Raw genomic sequence first — 18,811 nt, 5'->3', positions numbered from 1 at the left:
GGCTCCGATCGTGGGCAGGGAGGGGAGAGAGGGGTGAGCGGGACCGGGTCGCACGCACTTCCGGTCCCGCGGTGGGAGTTACCAGCGAGGTACGGTCGGCGTGACCCACTCCGGGTCGGCGATCCGCATCGCGGCCGCGTCGTCGCGGTCCCGCAGGCGGCCGTCGTCGTCGAGCCACCGCTGGTGCAGGAACGCCAGCTTGTCGCGGTCGAGTTCGACGCCGAGACCGGGCGCGTCGGACACCTTGACCGACCCGTCTTCGAAGGTGAGGCGTTCGGTGAGCACGTCCTCGGACTGCCAGGGGTAGTGGGAGTCACAGGCGTGGTGGAGGTTCGGCACGGTCGACGCGACATGAGTCATCGCGGCAAGGCTGATTCCCAGATGGGTGTTGGAGTGCATCGAAACCCCGACGCCGAACGTGCGGCACATGGCGGCAAGTTCACGGGTGTTGCGCAGCCCGCCCCAGTAGTGGTGGTCGGACAGTACGACCTGTACGGCCCCCTGGGTGAAAGCCTCCTGGATCTCGGCGAAGGTGGTCACGCACATGTTGGTGGCGAGCGGCACGTCCGTCTTCGCGGCGACCTCAGCCATGGCCGGCGTACCGAGCGCCGGGTCCTCCAGATATTCGAGTACGTCGCCCAGTTCCTGAGCGACCTTCAGCGACGTCTCCACGGACCAGGCCCCGTTGGGGTCGAGCCGCAAAGGATGCCCGGGAAAGGCCTCGGCGAGCGCCCGTACGGCGGCGATCTCCTCTTCCGGTGCGAAGACACCACCCTTGAGCTTGAACGAGGTGAACCCGTACCGCTCGGTGAACTTCCGTGCCTGCTCAACGACGCCGGCCGGATCGACGGCGGCCCCCCAGTCGTCCTTCTCGGAGGCGACCCCCGCCGGGTGGTCGGCCCACTTGTAGAAGAGATAGGCGCTGTACTCCACCGCGTCCCGCAGCTTGCCACCGAGCAGCGCGTGCACGGGCAGCCCGAGCGCCTTACCGAGCGCATCAAGACAGGCGACCTCGAAGCCGGACACCACAGACAACCGCAACTTGTCGGCGGTCTGCACCCCCCGCAGCCCACCCACGTCGACCTGGTTCTCGACCCGTCCCCGATCGACGGAAACCTCGTCCGCCACGACGAACAGCGCATTGAGATCGGAGACTTGACGCCCGACGAGCTTGTCGGCGAAGGGCCGGGCGAGCTCCAGATACTTGCTGTCGCCGTATGTCTCCCCCACCCCCGTCACGCCACCCGCCGTGACGACCTCCACGATCAGTCGCGGCGTGTACGGCTGGTGCACGCCCTGGGTGTTGAGCAGCGGCGGGTCGGCGACCAGGATCGGGGTCAGCCGAACCTCGGTGATGGTCAGATCGCGAGTCACCGGGCGGCTCCTACGGGGGTGAGGGCGGACACGAGGTCGAGGCCGACGGCAAGCAGGCGTTCCAGGTCGGCGAGGTCGGTGGCCGAGGGATCGATGAGCGGGGCGCGTACGGGCCCGACGGGACGCCCGCGCAGCCGGGCAGCGGCCTTCACGAGGGAGACGGCGTATCCGGGCTGCCGGTCCCGGAGTTCGACGAGCGGGATGTAGAACTCCCGCAGCAGCCGATCCATCACACCGTCGTCGCCCCGCCTACGGGCCTCGAAGAAGGCATCGGCGATCTCGGGTGCGAAGGCGTGGACGGCCGACGAATACGCAGGCACTCCGACCGTGGTGTACGCGCGGGCCTGGATCTCCGCGGTGGCAGCCCCGTTGAAGAACAGGAAACCGTCGGGCGCGGCGAGTGTGAGGCGCTGCAGCCGGTCGAGGTCACTGTGCCCGTCCTTGAGCCCGATGACCCCGGGAATCCGGGCAATCCGCATCAACGACTCTACGTTGAAGGTGACTTGATCGCGCTGGTACGCGATGAGCGGCAGTGGGGTCCGCGCCGCCAGGTGCTCCAGCTGCGCGACGAGTCCGTCCTGCGGCGCGGCGACGAGGTAGTGCGGCAGCACGAGCAGAGCATCGGCCCCGGCCTCCTCGGCGATCCGCGCGAACCTGGCGGCCTGGGCCCATCCGTACCCGACGCCGGCCACGACGGGCACCCTCCCCGCCGCCGCTTCCACCGCGGCGGTGACGACGTCCCGGTACTCGTCCTCGTCCAGGGAGAAGAACTCCCCCGTGCCGCAGGCGGGAAAGACGGCGCCGGGGCCGGCGTCGATCTGTGCAGCCACGTACGCACGGAATCCATCCAGGTCGAGGGAGCCGTCGTCGTGGAAGCTGGTGAGCGGGAACGACAGCACGCCGTTCGCCATCCCGCTCCGCAGCCGCCCGACGACGGCCTCCGTTTCCGTGTCCGTGCTCATTCCTGCCGAACCCCATCTCCGTATGTAGACATCATCTACGTATGAAGATGAAGGTTAGATACGCAAACACGGACCGTCAATGGTTCGGTGGCCCTCGCTTACGATCAGCACATGCCGGACCCCATGAACACGGACGAGGAGCGTGGAGTGCGCGAGGTGAAGTCCGCCGCGCGCACCGTCGAGCTGCTGGAGGTACTGGCGGAGCGCGGCGATCGCCCCGCCCGACTCCAGGAACTCGCGGCCGAACTCCAGGTCCCCCGCAGCTCGATGTACGCCCTGCTCCAGACCCTGATAAGCCGGGGCTGGGTCCGCACGGACATGACAGGCTCCCTCTACGGCATCGGGATCCACGCCCTGCTCACGGGCACGAGCTACCTGGACTCCGACCCCCGCGTCCGGGCCGTACGCCCGTATCTCGACGAGGCGTCGGAGGCACTCGGCGAGACGATCCACATGGGCCGCCTCGACGGCGGAGACGTGGCGTACCTGGCAACACGCGAATCACACGAGTACCTACGCACGATCAGCCGGGTCGGCCGCCGCCTCCCGGCCCACGCGGGCGCGCTGGGCAAGGCACTCCTGGCCGAACGCCCGGACTCCACGCTCCCCGAGGGCCCGTACACGCCGGCCACACCCAACACCCACACAGACCGCGACACCCTGGCAGCCGACCTCGAGGCAACCCGCGCCCGCGGCTACTCCATCGACCGCGAGGAAGGCGTCCTCGGCATCATCGGCTTCGGCTTCGCCCTCCGTTACGACGCCCCCGCCCAGGACGCCATCAGCTGCTCGGTCCCCGTGGCCCGGCTCACCCCCGCCCACGAGTCCCAGATCATCAGGGTCATGCGCGAAATCCGCACAAAGATCGAGGCGACGACGCCAGGCGGAGCGGGCGCTCCGCACTGGCGCTGACCCCGTCCCGGGGAGCGCCCTGAGGCTGCCATATCGAGTTGAGCCGCTGGGAAAGGATCTTCAGGATTCCCGTGCAGGAGTCCCGCCACAGGCTCGCCCGCGACATCTGCCACCGCGAGCGCGGGCAGATCATGCAGGCGTGCCGTGACGCCCCCGGCGGCAGCTCCTGCCGCACCAGGGGCGAGACGACCGCTATGAAGTACCACCCCCGCGCTTCGTCCTCGTGCCCACGCTGCGCGAGGAACTCGAGGTGCCGGTGCCCGCCGACCGCGGCCCGGGCCGGACGTGGAAGCCCCCGCTCGCCGTGGTCCCGGCGCCGCGAACCTTGCGGGCGGTGCGGAGCCAACCAACAGCAGCTCACAACCCCCTGACCACTGAGCCGCCGCTAAGAGTTCCCCACGGGCGGCCAATTACGGAAGCGACCCGGAGAGAGTGCTTCAGGGTCCTCCTGTCAGTACCTTCCTGCTCGGGCCAGGGCGTTGTCGGCCTGGGCGGCAAGTGCGGCGACGAGATCGGCTGCGGGTGGCAGGTCGTCGATGAGGTCGACACCCTCGCCGGCCCACACCGGCAGCGGTGGCACATCGCCTCGTGCCACATCGACCTGGTAGGCATGGCGAGCCTGGGAATCCTCGGCAAGTTCCGCCTCCCGGCCCCGCCAGCGGTCGAGGTAAGGATGGCCGAGGGTCCGAGCCGTGTACTTCGCCGTCTGCCATCGGGCCCCCTGGCGATGTCAAGGACGCCGCTGCGTTCCGTATCCTCCCCGCGCCCGTGGACGATCGCCTCGGCGATCGAGGGATCGACCAGCGCTTCGGCCGTGGCCTGGAATCGGGTGCCGATAAGCGCCCCTGCGGCCCCCAGCGCCAAGGCGGCGGCCACGCCACGACCGTCAGCGATCCCACCGGCCGCCAGCACCGGCACCGGTGCCGCCAAGTCCACCACGACGGGCACGAACGGCAACGTGGCCCTCCCGCGCCGGGCCCCGTGCCCGCCGCCCTCGCTCCCCTGCGCCACGATGACATCGGCCCCCAGATCCACCGCCCTCTGGGCCTCCTCCAGATCGGTGACCTGAACGATCACCGCCGCACCAGCTGCGCGGATCCGTTCAACGAAAGGGCTCGGATCTCCGAAGGACAGCATCACAGCCCCCGGGCCGTACTCCAGCGCGTGCTCGACCGCGCTGACACCGGCCGCCCAGCTAAGCCTCGATCCACCGACGTGCTCTGAAGATGATCTCTTGATCGTTTTGTGAGCTGGTTTCGGTCGGTGGTCGTGGATGGGCAGGTTGTTTCTGCTGGTCTGCCCAGCTTTTCCACGGGTTCGGTTCCGGTCGGGCCCTGGCGGGCGGGGTGGTCAGAGGGATCAGGCCGGTGCGGGTGGGTCGTGGACGGTGTCGAAGAGGTGTGTCCAGGCTTGCTCCCAGAGCCAGTTGTGTGGCAGGTGCAGGGTGATGCGTCGCGCGGATCGCGCGATCCGGGCCGGGACCTGGACCAGGTGGCTGCGGAGGGTGGCGGTGGTGGCCTTGGTATGGAACGCGGAGGCCAGGGAACCTGCGGCCCGCAGCAGGTTGTAGGTCATCGCCCACAGGGTCAGCCAGGCCGCGTTGGCGTGGAAGTGCCCGGACGGCAGATGGGCCAGGGCACCGGCCTTGCTGTCCGCGATGACCTGCTCGACCACCGCATGGTGGCGGTGTTCCCGCTCGGCCCGCAGCGTTGCGGCAGGCTGATCGGTGAAGAAGGGGTGGTAGCGCCGGACGGGAAACAACTCGCCCTGCTCGCCCACGACTGCGGGTTTGGCCAGGTCACGGACCCGACGCACGATCAGCCGCGCGGTGACCCGCTCCGCTTTCTTTCGGCTCGCGAACGCGGTGTATTCGGGTATCTCGGCCACTTCGGCGTCCGAGATGAGTTCACCGGTCTCGGGGTCGGGCACCGCGGTCGGGTAACTGATCTGCTGCCAGGCGTCGTTGGGGATGCCGAGGACGGCCCGCTTGATGGAGGGGTTCATCCCGGTGGTGATCGAGAAGTGGGCTCCGGCCCGGTGGCAGGCGGCGATTACCCCGGCGTTGTAGAACTGCGAGTCGGCCCGCAGGATGCGCAGGCCAGTGCAGCCGGCCTCGACGGCGGTGGCCAGGGCCTCGCTCACGAATTTCGAGGCGCCTCGGGCGTCTGCTGCTTTGCCGCGTCGCATCCGCACCCCGGCGATCACCGGCCGTGCGTGCGGGGTGCAGACCGTGGCGAGGAGGGGGTGCAGGGTGCGGATGCCCTTGAACCGGCCGTACTCGGCGCCCTGCTTGGTCCGGCCGTAGACGCGTTTGTGGGTGGAATCGACATCGATGAACGCCTTCTCTCCAGAGCCGGGCAGCAGTGGAGTGTGCGCGGCCAGCGCGGCCAGGAATCTGCGGTGCGCAGCATGGAGTTGGAGGGCGTGACCGTGGGTGAACGCGCGAAGGAAGGTGCCCAGCGTGGACGGGGCGCGAATACCGCCGAACAGCGTCGGCATCGCCCCGTGCCGCAGCACGCGGAGGTCGTCGATACTGTCCGCGCCCGCCGCCATGCCGGCCACGATGCTGCTGATCTTGGAGTCCGCCGCAGCCCCCGCGCCGTTCGTCGTCCCGGTGAGCTTCACCTTCTGCGTCACCAGGTCCGACAGCCAACACCGTTCGGCCAGCCGCATCACCGGAACCAGCCCGGCATGCGCAACCAGGTTCGGGTCATCGAACACAGCGGACACCGCACGTGGCGGCGTGGAAGAATGCATCCCGGAGATGCACCTCCGAACTGGTTGAGTAGAAGCCTAGAGAACTCCTATTTTCCCAGGTCAGAGTGCATCTCCACTTTCATGTCCAGGCCCTGGACGAACCATCACCCGGTGGATCGAGGCTAAGGAAACCAACTCCCCACGGCCGCCCGCCTCCGGCAACGATCGGCAGCTCACGGGCCAGCCAATCCCGGTCTTCCCCGTACCCGCCGCCCAGCAACCGTTCCTAGCCAGTGTGCATGAGTGAGTCCTGGACCCACTGCTGCGTACTGGGCGCATCCCGAACGGTGTTGGATGCACTGGTCCCCCGCTTTCGCTTCCCGCTCGGCGACGGCCCTCCGGGGAGCCGGTCCGTGGTGGGTGGGCGGGTTCCCTCACGCCCCCGGTCACCTGGTCCGGCCTGGGCGGTCCGATGCCCCGCACGATCACTCCGGTCGTGTGGGGGCGGTGCCGTCCGACGCCGGACCGGGTGGCCGAGGGCGCGTCTCCCGATCGCGATGCCCGCGGCATCGTGACGGGACATCTTTCGGCGTGGGGAGGTCAGTGGTTTCTGCCAGTGCTGGGCTCCCCACAGGCTGGTGTAGGCAGGGTCGACCGCGACAATCGCAAGACCCTGTTCGGCGGCCATCGAGACCAGCCGGGCCTTGAGTTTCCCGGTGGGGATGCCGGAGATGAGCTGCCGGAACCGCTTGCGGCGGCCGTGCTTCTCGCGGGTCTTCTCGGTGGTGAAGTCGAGGTCTTCGATGCCAATCGCGGTGACACCGACCCGCACCGTCCAGTTGATCAACCGGGTCAGCGCATGTCGGATCTGTGCGTCTCGGCGGCTGGCCGAACCGGACAAGTCGTAGGGGAAGCGGTGCGGCCCGCCGATGGGGTTGCCGTGCCGGTCGAGGTGGTAGGCGGCGAAGTGGTCGGCGTTGGTGTCGACGCCGACCATGCCCCGGGCTCGAGCGGTGGCGAGCGGGACCGTCTTGACGACAGGGCGTTGCCAGGATGCGGTGAGGTACCAGTGGCCACGGTCCACGTCGAGGTGGATGCGGTAGGCGACGGCCCGGTTCGCGGTGACGCGGTCGCCCCACTCCACGCCCCGGTGCGCGAACCCGATACGGGCGGTGAGGATGTACCGGCCGTGCCGGGTGTTGGCCAGGTGCGCAAGCGGGACGGGCAGCTTGATGGACACTTCGCCGTCCGGGGTGACGCGGATCGTCTCGTTCCCGAACCGCTTCCCCGACTCACCATCGGCAGCGAGGAACCAGCGTTCCGCCTCCCACCGTTCCCGCCACTGCTCCTCGGTGAGACGGGCCTCGGTGAGGTGGTGGCGGGTGTTCAGGAGACGCTTGCCACCCCGCACCACCCGCACCCGCCCGGCCTGCCACTCGGCAACAGCAGCGGCGTGCCGCGCCTCCAGCATCGCGAGGCGGCGGGACTTGCGGAACCACTCGCTCTTCGACCGGTAACCACCCGCAACGCGCCTGGTGCCCTTCTCCCCGAGCGGGAGGGACAGCCGGTGCCGCAACGTCCTGATCCCGGCATCCAGATTCCGGATATACGCCGCCTGGCAACGGCGAGCCAGCGCCCACTGATCGTGAGTGGCCTTCGTGATCGCACCCGCGATCCGCGACGACGACACCCCGGTCAGCTCCCGCTTACGCGACGCCCAGGTGTCCGCACCGTGCTCCAGACCATCCGCACAGCGGGCCTTGAGATCACGGGAAGCAAGCGCACCCTGCTGCGCACCGACCGCACGCAACACCCTCTCGTCCTGGAACGTGAGGTGTTTGAGGCGGTCCCGGACCGCCACCCCGCAAGGCCCGGACACCACGAACGAGGCCGTCAGCTCCCGTAAACCACCCACCACATCACCCCCCTCAAGGCCGGTCACCCGCCACCCGGTCAACGAACATCAGCCGCCAAGGTCACCCATTCGGCTCCAGAACCCCCGTTCCCACCCCCGCGAACCCACCGGCAGAACTCACTCCCGCTCACCACTACTCACTTCAGCTCAGCAAACCGACAGCAGCTCACAACCCCAACCCACCGCCGCGGGAGACCGCCGCCAGCTCGCCACCGGCCGCCCCGCCCATGGGCGCCAACGTAATCGGATGCTGCACACCGAACAACTTCGTGAACGCCGTCGACAATGCCATGGCTGACATCATCGCCCCTCCCGGCCCTCTGCGGGCATGATCCAGGACGCCCTGTCGCACAGCGCACCCTGAACTTGCCGTGACAACGCACGGCTGAAGACCGCACCCGACCTCACCGCTCCGGCACCGGCGGATTCCCTGCGGCAGCCCACCTCCCGCAGTCAGCCCTGCGTCAGTCGTCCGCGATAGCCCACCGCGTTGGCGTTGAAGAAGAAGATGAACACGCTGCGCACAGTCACCCAGCTTCGTTCTGATCGCAGTTGCCTCGCGCATCGTGTTCCGCGAGCCCCTCATCCGAGTCTTGGGCTTCAGGATCGGCCGGATCACCGCTGGCGTCCTGTTCATCGAAGTAGTACTTCACGGCCGACGCCGACGGGAAGTCCGAAGGCAGCAGGCTCCACGCATCAGAACCCGCTTCCGGTGGGTACCGCGCACGACCTGGCCGAAGCAGGTGTCTACGTGAGCATCTCGGCATTACGGGTCAGCCAATGCAGATCGTTCGCCCGGGCTTCGGGGCTCGTCCGGGGATCGAGGATGCGACTGAGAAAGTCGGCGATGTCATCCAGATTGCGCTCCTGACCATAGAACGACAGAAGCTCCTCGTTGACCTGGAGCGGCCCGTAACCCTGACGAAAAAGCGCCTCCCGGCGGGGCTTGACCGGATGGTCACCGAAGCCCTGTCCAAGGACGAACATCAGGTCGCGCTCGCGCGGCGCCATGATCGGTGCATCCCAGTCGACGACATGTAGAGGGCCATTACCGTCGGCGATCAGGTTGCCCGGATGGACGTCGGCATGGCAGATGACATGCGGACCGGCCCCGACCTTGGCGGTGAGCTCGCAGACCGTCTCGCACAGCCTTGTGACCGCGGCACCATACCGCCGCCAGAAGGCGCCGAGCACGTTACTCACCGCTGCCTCGGCGGTACGTGCGTACACCCTAGCCGGTGCGGTCGTCGCATAGCTCTCCGCGGGCAGGACCGACTCGATCCGTGGGCTGGGCACAGTGCTGTGCAGCTTGCCCAGGAACTCCCCGTACTCGATCCACTGTCGGTCGGTCAGGCCGCGGCTCCACAGGTTCCCGCCGGCGTGAAACGGATACAGGAGCATGCGATAGTCACCCATGGCATGACCCGCTTCGCCGGACCGCGTGCTGATCGGTGCCACCACGTGGGTCAGGCCCTGCTCGCGCAGATATTGCGGCAACGACACGGCCGCCGACGCGAACTCCCCGCGCCGCACTTTCAGGAAGTAGCCATCACCACCAGTGGTGTTGATCCGGTACGCCCACGCCTGCCCGTCCAAACCGATCGGCAGGAACACGAGTTCAACACCGTCCAGGCCCCACGCCTGGGCCACTTCTTCGGCCCATGACCGTTCGTCGATGGGGGGCTTGTCGATCACGGCCATCAGCATTCCAGAGCCTCGCCCGGCCTGACCATCAGGTTTCGCTCGGCGGCGCCCTCCATGTAGTCCACAAACAGCGTGATACTGCGATCCCTGCGCGCCACGGCCCGCCCCAGCCCGGGCGACGTGCCACGCACCCTCGAAGCGACCCCTCACTCCTCTGAAGCCCCGGGTCGCCTCGAACCCGACTGGAAGCCTCGTCAGGGGGCGACGACCACCCGGCCGATGACCGGGAGGTGGTCCGAAGCCGTGGGGTCGGCGTGCAGGACGCGGGTGACCACCGGCTTGACCTCGTCCGTGGTGTAGATGTCGTCGATCCGCTCGGTCGGGCCCTCGGCGGGAAAGGTCATCCCGTCCCCGTGACCGGCCTTTGTCCATGCGTCGGTGTAGCTGGTCTGCAATGGCTGGGACTCGGGCGCGGACGGGACCGCATTGAAGTCGCCCACGAGGATCGACGGATCGGTGTCACCTATCAGGTCGACGAGCTGCGGGGCCTGGTGGAGACGGTCGGTCTGCGAGCTGGCGGCAAGGTGGGTGCAGTAGAAGTGCACGGCCTTCCCGCGGACGTCGAGCGTGGCGTGCAGCAGCCCGCGTTGCTCCTGACCGGGCGACTTGTACAGCCAGGTGTTGTCCCATTCGGTGATGGGGTACCGGGAGAGGATCGCGGTGCCGTACTGGATCCGGTGCCCGCCGGGTGTCGGTGGGTTGTTGTCGATGTTGGCGCCGAACACCACGTGGTATCCCAGCATGGCGGCCAGCTCGGCGGGCTGGTCGGCCCAATTGCTGCGCCCGGAGTAGTGGTTGTCGACCTCCTGCAGCCCGACCACGTCGGCGCCGCTTTCCTTGACGACGTCGGCGATCCGCTGGAGGTCGAGTACATCATCGGTGCCCTGGGCGTGGTGGATGTTGAACGTCATCACGTCCAGCACGCGGGCACCGGTGCCTTCGGCGGCCGAGGCCTGGGCGATCCCCGTGGTGGCGAGCACGGAGACGACGGCGAGTGCGGACAAGGTACGGCGCAGCATGGTGTGGTCCTCCTGCGACAGGTATCAAGACGATCACGATCATGATCCGGCCCCTTGGCGGATTCGTGGCCGGAGGGTCAAGAGTTGGTCCCGTCCCAATGTTGGGCACCAGACGCGCAGCCGGGGCCTGACGGGACGCCGGCGCCGTCCGGTTGTGCGCGCCCGCCCGACCGTGGCGCTACCGGGTTCGGCCACTGGCCGATGACAGCGGGCTGCCTCCGCGTGATGGACCGACTCTGCAGTGCCGGGAATGTCGCTCGTGCGGGCAAGTCCACACGGAGAGGCCACGGTTGCACGGGCCGCCCCCGAGAATGACCCTCATTTCCACTGATGGCGACCGCACGTGCACGACGGCCGCCGGGCACAACACCTCGTCGGGACCGCGGAGTTGTTGGGGAGGCATTCCCTGTGAGGTTGGTCGGTCTTCGTTTGATGACCATGAGCACCGGCGAGGGTGGGGGTCATGCGTATACGTCAATTTGCACTCATCAGTGCGGCAGTTGCCCTCGGCCTTGGCACGCTTACTTCTGCCGCGGACGCCAACGACCACGCCCCGGTCCGGATGAACCAGATCCAAATGCTGGGTACGCACAACAGCTACCACCGCGAAGTGTCCTTCGCTGAGAAGAAGATTCAGGGCGAATCCGACCCCGACAATCTGTGGTACTCGCACGCTTCGCTGCCGGTGCAACTCGACCAGCAGCCGGTGCGCCAGCTCGAACTCGACGTGATGCCCGACAGTGACCGGGGTGGGCTGTACACCAACCCGCTGATCCGGCAGAAGGCAGGGCTCCCTCCGCTCGACGACCCCGACCTCGCGGGACCCGGCCTCAAGGTCATGCACTGGGCCGACCACGACTACAACACGACGTGTTCGACGCTGGTGAAGTGCCTGCGGCAGGTGAAGACGTGGTCGGACGCGAATCCGAACCATGTGCCGATCCCGATCCTGCTCGAGCTCAAGGCGACGGACCCGAAAATGGAGCAACTCGGGGGCCCGAAAAGCCCGCCTTGGGATGTGAAGCAGTTCGACCGGCTCGACACCGAGATCCGCTCGGTGTTCGACGCGGACGAGCTCATCACGCCGGACACGATTCGCCACCGGGGCTTGACGCTCGAGGAGTCCGTACTGCGCCACGGCTGGCCGAGCCTGGCACAGGCGCGCGGAAAGTTCGTGTTCCTGATGGACAACAAGGACGCCAAGCTGCAGGCGCCGTACCTCAGCGGCCGGCCGAATCTCGAAGGCCGTGTGCTGTTCACCGACTCCGCTCCTGGCCGCGCTGACGCCGCATTCCTTGAGGAGAACGACCCAACCGGCGCGAACACCGTGAAGATCCAGGACTGGGTGCGCAAGGGGTACCTCGTCCGGACGCGCAGCGACGTTCCGTTCGGTGCGGCCAGGACTGGTGACACCAGGCAGCTCGAGGCCGCGCTGGCCAGCGGTGCGCAGATCGTCAGCACCGACTTCCCGGTGCCCGGGCTCGCCGCCCGCTACGGCAGCGACTACGTCGCACAGCTCCCGGACGGCGGGCCCGCCAGGTGCAACCCTGTTGATGCACCGAGGTCCTGCCATACCGTCGAAGACTGACGGCCCGCACGTTGGGGTTGCCCGGGGGTTCGCAACTGCTGGGCACACAAGCTGCTTTGGCGAACATGGGCACGATTGAGTGAACGGTGCGACGGTCCGTGGGCATGGCTGGCGGGATGTGCGTAGCGTGCTCGGTGCGATCTGGGACGCCGGGTGTGGCGTCAGCGGTCGGGGCCCCCGTGTCACCAGCGAGATGGTGCGGGGCCTCCCCGTCGCCTCTGGCCACACCCATATGGCCAGATCGTAGGGATTCCGCCCGCCCGGGACGGACCGCATACGGGATATGCGTCGCCGACCGGGACGCGAAAGCGGAGGACCAGTGCGCCCAACACCGTTCGGGGCGTGCCGGTGAGTCAGGACTCACTCCTGCTCACCGCCCAGGAACGGTGGGTTGTCGCCAGATGCGGCAGGTAGCGAGGGGCGTTGGAAGAAGTCCAGAGCCTGAACGGCCCGCGGCAGATACGCCGCCGTGGGATGCGGCCCGGCCCGCGCCCACTGGGCGCGGGCCGGTCCGCGCCGACGATCGAGAGGATGACGAAGTGGCCGACGCTGCCCTGCCTGGCCGCGGCCAGAAGGTTGTCCATTGAGGCCTGGAAGAACGCCGGGGAGGCTTCGTCGAAGGTCGGCGAATTCGTCAGATTGACGACGACATCGGCACCCGCCACCGCCTCGTCCAGTCCCTGCCCGCTGAGACGTCGACTCCGGTGGACTGCGAGTGCGATGCCGCCTCGTGCCCGGCGGCAATCAGATTCTTGACGACCTGCGATCCGACCAGCCCGGTACCGCCGATGACTGCGAACTTCATGAGATGCCTTTCGTCGGGAGTGTGTCCGAAATATTTGATATGAACCCCTATGGGGGCGTGGCAAGAAGCGGTGCCTTGATCGGCCGAGGGCGGGCGGCTTCAGTAACCATCGACGAACGTGACCGTCTCGTCGAGCGGCGCCCGTCCCGTACGGGCGTAACCCACCGTGACATCCTCGAACCCGATGGACATGCCACAGAAGAGGATGAGCTCGTCCGGGGGTGACAGTACCTCCGCGACGGTCTTGCGATACTTCGCCCATGCCATCTGCGCGCAACTGTGCAGCCCTTCGGCGCGAAGCAGCAGCATGACAGTCTGCAGATACATGCCGACATCGGACCATTGGGCCGGGCCCAGGTCGCGGTCGATATAGCAGAACAGGGCGGCGGGCGCGCCGAAACAGTCCCAGTTCGCGGAAGCGGCCCTCTGGCGCGCCTCCACATCCTCGCGCGGAATGCCGAGTGCGCCGTAGCGCTGCTCACCGAAGGCGAATCGGCGTTCGCAGTACGGGGACTTCAGTGCGGGCGGGTACTGCTCGTACTCCGGCTCGTCCCAGGGGTCGCCCGCGGCTATGCGCTCGCCGGCGCGCTTCTTGAGTTCGGCCAGCGGCGCGCCGGTCAGGACGTAGGCGCGCCACGGCTGGAGGTTCGATGCGGACGGCGCCCAAGCCGCGGCGGACAGCACACGCTCCAGCGCCTCCTTCGGGACAGGCCGGTCGGTGAATCCGCGCACCGCCCGCCGACTCGTGACCGCCTCATAGACGTCCATGGCTGCGTATCCCCTGCTCAAGGTCACTAACTTCGTCATACTCACTACCGTATTACTTGTGACTGTATCATTCAATACTATCTTGTGTTTGACTGTCGTCGAGTACGAATCCTCAGCCCCCGGCTCCCCGCCTCGGGCACTGCTTTTTGGAGAAAGTCCATGGCCACGCTGCTGCACATCGACTCGTCCGTGTTCCCTGGCGAGGCGTCCTCGTCCCGTTCGGTCGCGGACGCCTTCCGCAAGGCCTGGGAGGAGCAGCACCCGGACGGCACGGTGATCTACCGCGACGTCGCCGCCGACCCTGTCCCGCACATCACTGCCGACGCCCACACTGCCGGCTTCGCCGCCCCGTCCGAGCACACCCCGAAGCAGTCCGCCGCGTTCGCCGCGCGTGTGAAGCTCATCGAAGAGCTGGAGCAGGCGGACGCCGTCCTGATCGGCGCCCCCATGTACAACTATTCGATCCCGTCGACTCTCAAGGCGTGGCTGGACAACGTGATCCTGCTCGGCCGCACCGCGGGCGAGACCCTCTCCGCCCAGGGCACCCCGGTCACCGTCGTCGCGAGCCGCGGCGGCTCCTACGCGCCGGGCACCCCGCGCGAGGGCTATGAGTTCGTACAGAACTACCTGGAGGCCGTGCTCAAGGGCACCCTCGGCCTGGACCTCGACTTCATCGTCCCCGAACTCACCATGGCCCCCCGCAACCCGGCCATGTCCGAGCTGATACCCCTCTACGAGGTCTCCCGCGAGCGCGCCTTCAAGGACGCGACCACCAAGGCCAAGGAAATCGCGGAGCGCCTCGCCGCGTGATCCCCGGGCCATGGACGCCGCGTGACGCCTCGCCCCAGAGCGTCACACGGCGCCCTCGTCGCCTGCACCCCCTCCGCCGGTGACATCGGCGCTCTGTCTGGACCGGTGGCCCGGCACTCGGGGCGGCGGGCATTCGGCCTGCCGGCGGGCCGGACACCGAAACAACGGCGATGCGTGCGAGAGCGAAGAGCACACCGCCGACCAGGCATGCCGCGCGGACAGCTCGGTGCCGGTCGGCGACGAAGCCCAGACCGCCGCCCGCAGCCAGGGCCGGCGCGTAGCAACGTCGGCCGCAGCTCTCAAGGGCGGGTTCGCTACGAAACCCGGATGCGACAAACCGCGCCCACGCGGCAGGGCAACCGGTGCACGGACGCGCTTACGCCTCAGCACCTGCAGGATAGGCAAACCGGGTCAGTAGATCCATCAGCTGCTCGGGCTCGCCGGGCCCCAGTTCGGCGACCAGACGCTCAGCCAGCGGCGCCGCCGCCACATGAGCTGCGTCGAAAAGCTCGAGGCCCTGAGGTGTGATCTCCACTGCCCGCACCCGCCGGTCCCCCGGAACGGTCTTGCGTACGGCCAGCCCCTTGCGCTCCAGGTCGTCCACGACCCGCATGATTCCCGCCTTGTCCGACCCCGTCGCCGCCACCAAGTCCCGCTGCACCGTTGGCCCGCGGTCGACCAGCACGATCAGCACAGCAAAATGCCGCAACTCGATACCGAGCGGCCGAAGTGCCTCCTCCATCACCGCGGCCGCGTGCCAGTGTGCCCGGCGCAGCAGCAGGCCGAGAGCGAATGGCGAGGTATCCCCGGGGCGGTCGGTCACACGCGAGGCAGTGGTTCCGTGAGGAACGTCGGTGGTCATGAGGCCACATTACAACCATCCATTCGTTCGATACGGTCTCGTTTGAAACTAAATGCGGCTACGTCTCCTGCGGCTCACGTCGGAAGGACCTGCTGAAGACCGCGGGGTCGCGGTGGAGGTCTGCTTCCGGATCGCCGAGGCCGAGTGCGGCCTGGGCCACTGCCAGGTCAGGCTCTACCGGGCCTGGTATGGCGGCCCTGTCCTATCTGACCACCGCCCGTGCCCGAGAAGCCGAAGGAGGGGAAGCGGATGCCGGGAACACGCCCCCATTCCTCTCAGTGTTCCGGAGATCCGCCGGTTGATCGGGCACGGCATCGTCACCCTCAGTGCCCCAGCAGCAAGCACCGCCTGCACTGGTCACGTCACCGACGTACCAGCCAGGCCCGAGCCCACAGCGCCACTCCCAACTCCGAGGCCACACAACCCAGATGCTGTTGCAGTATGAGGAGGTCATCTCATATGCGCTGTTGGGTAGCCTGCGGTCGTGGGAATCGGAATGAACACCGAAGGGTCGGGTCGCCCGGGGGAATCTCACCCCCGGGCTCCCACAGAACGGAGCGTGACAATCTCTCGTCACTCCGCTCTTGTCATCCTGATCACCAGGCCAATGCGGCGAGTGTCGTGTCCGGCCAGTGCGCGAACATCCGCGGGTACCGCTGGGCGATCTCCTGGAGCTTCGCAATGGCCTTCCGCAACGGCGCCAGCCGACGGTACTTTCTGCGGATCCAGCGAACCAAGTAGGCGTTGATTCGCTGAAGGAACGGGATCAACACCCAACGGCCGTACCGGCCGTAGTAGTTGAGCCAGCCCGCAACGACGGGATTGATCCGCCGTGCGAGGTCCGTGAAAGTCGAACCGGTGCGGTGTTGCAGCCGCCAGGAGCGGACCTCCGCACTGATCTTCTTCAGGGCTTCCTTGCTGATTGCCGGGGAGAATGACAGGAACGTCTGCCCACTCCGGGTCCGGCTTGCTCTGGCGCGGAATGTGTAGCCGAGGAACGTGAACTCCATATGCTCGTGGGAGCTCTGGCGCTTCGCGTCCCGGCAGTACACGATCCGGGTCTTGGCCGGGTGCAGTTCCAGCCCGACCTCTTCCATCCTGCTCCGGAGCGCGGCCAGCACCTGGCGGGCCTGGCGCTCGGTGACGCAGTGCAGCACCGCGTCGTCCGCATAGCGTTCGAAGGTGACAGACGGGAACTCCCGGCTCATCCACATGTCGAACGCGTAGTGCAGGAACAGGTTCGCCAGCACGGGAGACACCGGGGCGCCCTGAGGCGTTCCGCGTTCCCGTTCCAGCAGGTTGCCGTCGGGCAGTTGCAGAGGCGCGGCGAGCCATCGCCGTACATACAAGTTCACCCAGACGGCGTCGGTGTGCGCTTCCACCGCCTTGACCAGCAGGTCCCACCGGACGCTGTCGAAGAACTTCCGGATGTCGAACTCGACGACCCAGTCGCGCTTCCAGCAGCGTTCCCGGCAGGCCCCGACCGCGTCCAGCGCGGACCGTCCGGGCCGGTATCCGTAGCTGTCCGGGTGGAAAATGGGATCCACTCGTCGCATCAGATGCCGTGCCACCACGGTCTGCGCCACCCGGTCAGCGACGCACGGAATACCGAGCATCCGCATGCCACCGCCGTGGGGCTTGGGAATCTCCACCGCGCGCACCGGAGACGGAAAGTACGAGCCCGACGACATTCGGTTCCAGACCTTGTAGAGGTTGTTCCTCAGGTCCTTCTCGAACTCATCGATGGACTCGCCATCCACGCCCGGGGCGCCCTTGTTCGCCCTGACTTCCTCCCACGCCTCCTTCACTTCCCACTTCGAGATATCGAACGGCTTGGTCTGTGACATCAACCGGCCCATCGAATTCCTCCCAGATACCTCTGGTTGATACGACACACTCGGTCACGGACGACCCGGCCCCTTCGCTCCACCCCCATTACAGAGGCTTCAGCACTACTACGAGCCGGTCCGCCGGCGCACCCCGCATCGGTACTCAACCCCTTGCGGTTTCGGCCGCTTGGGGCACTCCCTCTCGCCACCCGTGCTGGGTGGGCAGTGTCGGAGCGCGCCTTCTCCTGTTCCACGCGAGAGCGGCAGACTGGGCTCACGTCGCCTTCATGCCGGACACCGCCTGACCAGTAGGTGGGCTCCCGTCAGGCTTATCCCGAGACAAGCCAGAGCGCCTCGGTTTCGATGTCGTCTGTTCTGTTTTCGACACGTCAGCAGCGATTCGCTTGCGCTCGTCTTCCCAGTCCCTACCTGACATCTCTTGGATGCCTTTTCCTCATCGCTCACCACAACAGTCTTCAGCTAATGCGGCATGAGGTGGTTTGAAGCCTCCCCCCACAGGGCGACTCCGAAGGGCCGAAATCCTTCATCTCTCGCACAGCACCATTTCCAGAAGCTGCCCTACTATCAACTCCCATTCATGTTCAGGACACACCTGACTAACAGACACACGGACGTCCTACGACACCGTCGCCACCAGCTATGCGGAACAGGTACGCAACCTCCTGGATGAAACGCCCGAGGAGCGCGCGGTCTTGGCGCTGTTCGCCGACCTGGTGCGCACCAGCGGCGGGGGGCCCGTTGCGGACGTGGGATGCGGGCCGGGGAGGATCACGGCTCACCTGCGTGAACTGTGCGTGGACGCGTTCGGGATCGACCTGTCGCCCGCGATGATCGAGGTAGCTGGGCGTGATCACCCCGGCCTACGGTTCGAGGTCGGTTCCATGACGGACCTCGACCTTGCCGATGCTTCGATGGCTGGTCTGGTGGCCTGGTACTCCCTCATCCACGTCCCCGACGACGAGATCGGCTCGGTCTTGGCGCATTTCCACCGAGTGTTGCGGCCCGGTGGTCCGCTGCTACTCAGCTTCCACGTCGGTGATGAGTCGCGGCTGAAGACGCAGGGCTACGGCGGCCACCCGATGAAGGTGTACGTCCATCGTCGCCGGCCCTGCCAAATGACCGCATGGCTCAACGATGCCGGCTTCACCGTCGAGGCACACAGAACTCTCAGCTCAGCCGAGAGCACGCTCGGGGGAATCCTTCTCGCGCGCCGCCAGCCTGACACCCGGCAATGAACCTCATCCGGCAGGAGGTCGCACGGATAGGCACGGTGGAGGACCTCGGTTTCGGAAGGGGCGAAAGGCATAGCAATCATGGAGTTGCGACGCTCTGTGATCACTGGGGGACCTGTGCCCGCGCTGCCATCATGGCTGACTGAACCACTCTGGGACCAATTTCGTCGGCGCTTTTGCCCGAGCGGCCCTTACGAGCGTCGCTCACCGTCATCGATGCCTTCTTCGACCTCTCCGACACAATCATCACCGTGCGCAGCCTGATCCGGCGGTCCTGGACAACTCACCGCTGAGACGAACGCCCGAACCACCG

Annotated in this window: 14 protein-coding genes and 3 pseudogenes; 5 read left to right on the top strand and 12 right to left on the bottom strand. The window is 67.2% G+C overall.

Annotated features, from left to right (window positions below):
• Positions 1 to 78: 78 nt before the first annotated feature.
• Together OHA03_RS44430 and OHA03_RS44425 are read right to left on the bottom strand one after the other, a co-directional pair.
• Positions 79 to 1,374, bottom strand: a complete 1,296-nt coding sequence (locus tag OHA03_RS44430; RefSeq protein ID WP_267009567.1) for a glucarate dehydratase family protein — start codon at positions 1,372 to 1,374, stop codon at positions 79 to 81.
• A complete protein-coding gene (locus tag OHA03_RS44425) occupies positions 1,371 to 2,336 on the bottom strand; it encodes a 5-dehydro-4-deoxyglucarate dehydratase (RefSeq protein WP_267009566.1) in 966 nt (321 codons plus the stop codon). Before OHA03_RS44425 ends, OHA03_RS44430 begins: the two co-directional genes overlap by 4 nt.
• Before the next feature lie 111 nt (positions 2,337 to 2,447).
• Between OHA03_RS44425 and OHA03_RS44420 the strand changes: the two genes are divergently transcribed.
• Positions 2,448 to 3,248 (top strand): IclR family transcriptional regulator, encoded by an 801-nt coding sequence (locus tag OHA03_RS44420; RefSeq protein WP_267009565.1) that lies wholly within the window; start codon positions 2,448 to 2,450, stop codon positions 3,246 to 3,248.
• A 451-nt stretch (positions 3,249 to 3,699) separates the two neighbouring features.
• Here the strand turns inward: OHA03_RS44420 and OHA03_RS44415 are convergent, their stop codons facing one another.
• From OHA03_RS44415 to OHA03_RS44390, 6 genes and pseudogenes are all read right to left on the bottom strand, one after another.
• Positions 3,700 to 3,843, bottom strand: a complete 144-nt coding sequence (locus OHA03_RS44415; RefSeq protein WP_267009704.1) for a hypothetical protein — start codon at positions 3,841 to 3,843, stop codon at positions 3,700 to 3,702.
• 218 nt (positions 3,844 to 4,061) lie between these two features.
• Positions 4,062 to 4,385, bottom strand: a pseudogene (locus OHA03_RS44410) (nitronate monooxygenase); the annotation flags it as partial.
• Between the two features lie 222 nt (positions 4,386 to 4,607).
• Positions 4,608 to 6,005, bottom strand: a complete 1,398-nt coding sequence (locus OHA03_RS44405) for an IS1380 family transposase (RefSeq protein ID WP_267009564.1) — start codon at positions 6,003 to 6,005, stop codon at positions 4,608 to 4,610.
• Positions 6,006 to 6,231: 226 nt separating this feature from the next.
• Positions 6,232 to 7,860: a transposase gene (locus tag OHA03_RS44400; RefSeq protein ID WP_267009689.1), complete on the bottom strand. Its 1,629-nt coding sequence runs from the start codon at positions 7,858 to 7,860 to the stop codon at positions 6,232 to 6,234.
• Positions 7,861 to 8,607: 747 nt separating this feature from the next.
• Complete coding sequence (locus tag OHA03_RS44395) at positions 8,608 to 9,561, bottom strand: phosphotransferase enzyme family protein (protein ID WP_267009563.1); 954 nt, start codon at positions 9,559 to 9,561, stop codon at positions 8,608 to 8,610.
• A 197-nt stretch (positions 9,562 to 9,758) separates the two neighbouring features.
• Positions 9,759 to 10,583: an endonuclease/exonuclease/phosphatase family protein gene (locus OHA03_RS44390; RefSeq protein WP_267009562.1), complete on the bottom strand. Its 825-nt coding sequence runs from the start codon at positions 10,581 to 10,583 to the stop codon at positions 9,759 to 9,761.
• Between the two features lie 463 nt (positions 10,584 to 11,046).
• Between OHA03_RS44390 and OHA03_RS44385 the strand changes: the two genes are divergently transcribed.
• Positions 11,047 to 12,171, top strand: coding sequence for a phosphatidylinositol-specific phospholipase C1-like protein (locus tag OHA03_RS44385; RefSeq protein WP_267009561.1), 1,125 nt, complete (start codon positions 11,047 to 11,049; stop codon positions 12,169 to 12,171).
• Positions 12,172 to 12,677: 506 nt separating this feature from the next.
• On the opposite strand, the pseudogene OHA03_RS44380 reads toward OHA03_RS44385, so the two are convergent.
• Both OHA03_RS44380 and OHA03_RS44375 read right to left on the bottom strand, forming a co-directional pair.
• Positions 12,678 to 12,976, bottom strand: a pseudogene (locus OHA03_RS44380) (SDR family oxidoreductase); the annotation flags it as partial.
• A gap of 99 nt (positions 12,977 to 13,075) precedes the next feature.
• A complete protein-coding gene (locus OHA03_RS44375) occupies positions 13,076 to 13,744 on the bottom strand; it encodes a nitroreductase (protein WP_267009688.1) in 669 nt (222 codons plus the stop codon).
• A gap of 159 nt (positions 13,745 to 13,903) precedes the next feature.
• Here OHA03_RS44375 and OHA03_RS44370 point away from each other — a divergent pair, with 159 nt between their 5' ends.
• Positions 13,904 to 14,554, top strand: a complete 651-nt coding sequence (locus tag OHA03_RS44370; protein WP_267009560.1) for an FMN-dependent NADH-azoreductase — start codon at positions 13,904 to 13,906, stop codon at positions 14,552 to 14,554.
• A 376-nt stretch (positions 14,555 to 14,930) separates the two neighbouring features.
• On the opposite strand, the gene OHA03_RS44365 is transcribed toward OHA03_RS44370, so the two are convergent.
• The gene (locus OHA03_RS44365; RefSeq protein WP_267009559.1) at positions 14,931 to 15,416 is read right to left on the bottom strand and encodes a MarR family winged helix-turn-helix transcriptional regulator; all 486 of its coding nucleotides are present in this window, start codon (positions 15,414 to 15,416) and stop codon (positions 14,931 to 14,933) included.
• Between the two features lie 596 nt (positions 15,417 to 16,012).
• Positions 16,013 to 17,263, bottom strand: coding sequence for a group II intron reverse transcriptase/maturase (gene ltrA / locus OHA03_RS44360; protein ID WP_267005170.1), 1,251 nt, complete (start codon positions 17,261 to 17,263; stop codon positions 16,013 to 16,015).
• A 695-nt stretch (positions 17,264 to 17,958) separates the two neighbouring features.
• Between ltrA and OHA03_RS44355 the strand changes: the two genes are divergently transcribed.
• Together OHA03_RS44355 and OHA03_RS44350 are read left to right on the top strand one after the other, a co-directional pair.
• Positions 17,959 to 18,501 carry a class I SAM-dependent methyltransferase gene (locus OHA03_RS44355; RefSeq protein WP_323181395.1) on the top strand — a complete coding sequence of 181 codons (543 nt, stop codon included), beginning with the start codon at positions 17,959 to 17,961 and terminating at the stop codon, positions 18,499 to 18,501.
• Positions 18,502 to 18,690: 189 nt separating this feature from the next.
• Positions 18,691 to 18,791: pseudogene (locus OHA03_RS44350) on the top strand (IS5/IS1182 family transposase); the annotation flags it as partial.
• Between the last annotated feature and the right edge of the window lie 20 nt (positions 18,792 to 18,811).

This window comes from Streptomyces sp. NBC_00154, from assembly GCF_026342835.1.
Taxonomy (GTDB): domain Bacteria; phylum Actinomycetota; class Actinomycetes; order Streptomycetales; family Streptomycetaceae; genus Streptomyces.
This window is presented reverse-complemented; position numbering and strand designations above follow the sequence as displayed.

Bases quoted from the DNA above. Each gene is read 5' to 3' on its own strand.
- OHA03_RS44425 (WP_267009566.1), bottom strand. From the start codon at position 2,336: ATGAGCACGGACACGGAAACGGAGGCCGTCGTCGGGCGGCTGCGGAGC.
- OHA03_RS44420 (WP_267009565.1), top strand. From the start codon at position 2,448: ATGCCGGACCCCATGAACACGGACGAGGAGCGTGGAGTGCGCGAGGTG.
- OHA03_RS44405 (WP_267009564.1), bottom strand. From the start codon at position 6,005: ATGCATTCTTCCACGCCGCCACGTGCGGTGTCCGCTGTGTTCGATGAC.
- OHA03_RS44395 (WP_267009563.1), bottom strand. From the start codon at position 9,561: ATGGCCGTGATCGACAAGCCCCCCATCGACGAACGGTCATGGGCCGAA.
- OHA03_RS44390 (WP_267009562.1), bottom strand. From the start codon at position 10,583: ATGCTGCGCCGTACCTTGTCCGCACTCGCCGTCGTCTCCGTGCTCGCC.
- OHA03_RS44385 (WP_267009561.1), top strand. From the start codon at position 11,047: ATGCGTATACGTCAATTTGCACTCATCAGTGCGGCAGTTGCCCTCGGC.
- OHA03_RS44375 (WP_267009688.1), bottom strand. From the start codon at position 13,744: ATGGACGTCTATGAGGCGGTCACGAGTCGGCGGGCGGTGCGCGGATTC.
- OHA03_RS44370 (WP_267009560.1), top strand. From the start codon at position 13,904: ATGGCCACGCTGCTGCACATCGACTCGTCCGTGTTCCCTGGCGAGGCG.
- OHA03_RS44365 (WP_267009559.1), bottom strand. From the start codon at position 15,416: ATGACCACCGACGTTCCTCACGGAACCACTGCCTCGCGTGTGACCGAC.
- ltrA (WP_267005170.1), bottom strand. From the start codon at position 17,263: ATGTCACAGACCAAGCCGTTCGATATCTCGAAGTGGGAAGTGAAGGAG.